This window comes from Streptomyces sp. SID5910, assembly GCF_009862125.1.
Taxonomy (GTDB): domain Bacteria; phylum Actinomycetota; class Actinomycetes; order Streptomycetales; family Streptomycetaceae; genus Streptomyces.
In genome coordinates, this window is the sequence record NZ_WWHX01000920.1 from 1 (window position 1) to 1219 (window position 1219).

Below are 1219 nucleotides of genomic sequence, written 5' to 3' on the forward strand. Positions count from 1 at the left end.
GCCGGACGGAGGCGGGGGGTCAGGCCGGGGCGGACGGTCACGCCGGGGCGGACGGCCGGGCGGAGCGGGATGGCGGCCGGCCCGGGGACCCGGGGGCCGGTGCCTGTACCAGCGCTGACGCTCGCCCCGACACCGGCACGCGCCCTGACGCCGGCTCTCGCCCCGACGCCGGCTCTCGCCCCGACGCCGGCTCTCGCCCCAACCTTGGCACCCGCCCCGCCCCCGCCACCCACCCGCCCTCCGCGACTCACGCCTCCTCCGCCACCCGCGCCCCCTCCGCCACTCACGCCTCCTCCGCCACCCGCACCCCCTCCGGCGTCCGCCCCCGCTCCCCGCGCCGGCCGATCCGGGCCCGGCCCATCGCCAGAGGCATCCTGCTCTGGGCGCTACTCGCCGTCCCGGCGGTCACGGCTGACCGGCTCGGACTGAACGAGCCGCGTTCCGTGTGGCAGCAGCTGGCCGGTCTGGGTGTGCTCGCCGCGGCCGTCGTACTCGCCCGGCGCTGCCCCCTCACCGCGTTCGCCCTGGCCGCGGGCCTGGGTCTGGCCGCCGCGCCCGCCCTGTTCAGCGTCTCCTACGGCCCCGCCCTCGGCGTCCTCGCCCTGCTCCTCGGCCTGCGCGCGCCCCGGGCGCGCCCCGCGGTGGCCGCCTTCGCCGCGGTGGGCGTCGCCGGCACGGCACGCATCGCGCTGACCGGCGCGGACCCGGCCCCGGAGTGGCTGGTCATGACCGGCACGCTGCTGTTCGGCTGCGTCTTCCCCTGGCTCGGCGGACGCTACTGGCGGCAGAGCCGCGCGCTCGCCGAGGCCGGCTGGCTCAGGGCGGCCCGGCTGGAGGACGAGCAGCGGCACGCCGAGGAGCGGGCCCGGCTGCGGGAGCGGGCCAGGATCGCCCAGGACATGCACGACTCCCTCGGCCACGAACTGAGCCTGATCGCCCTGCGCGCCGGTGCCCTCCAGGTCGCCCCCGGGCTCGCCGCCGAGCACCGTGCCGCCGCGGCCGACCTGCGGGCGGCGGCCGCCGACGCGACGGACCGGCTGCACCGGATCATCGGCGTGCTGCGCGAGGCGGACGAGCCGGCCCCGCTGACCCCGGCGGGCGAGAGCGTGGCGGATCTCGTCGCCCGCGCCGCCGAGTCGGGGCTCCCGGTGCGCTGGGAGCCGTCGGACACCGCACCGGCCCCGGATCCCGCCGGCGTCGACGGACGGCTGCTGCACCG

1 protein-coding gene is annotated in these 1219 nt (G+C 79.9%); it reads left to right on the forward strand.

Annotated elements, in window-relative coordinates; all coding sequences use genetic code 11:
• Positions 1–443 precede the first annotated feature (443 nt).
• A partial coding sequence (locus GTW67_RS32920; RefSeq protein ID WP_346010802.1) for a histidine kinase occupies positions 444–1219 on the forward strand: 776 nt, incomplete at its 3' end.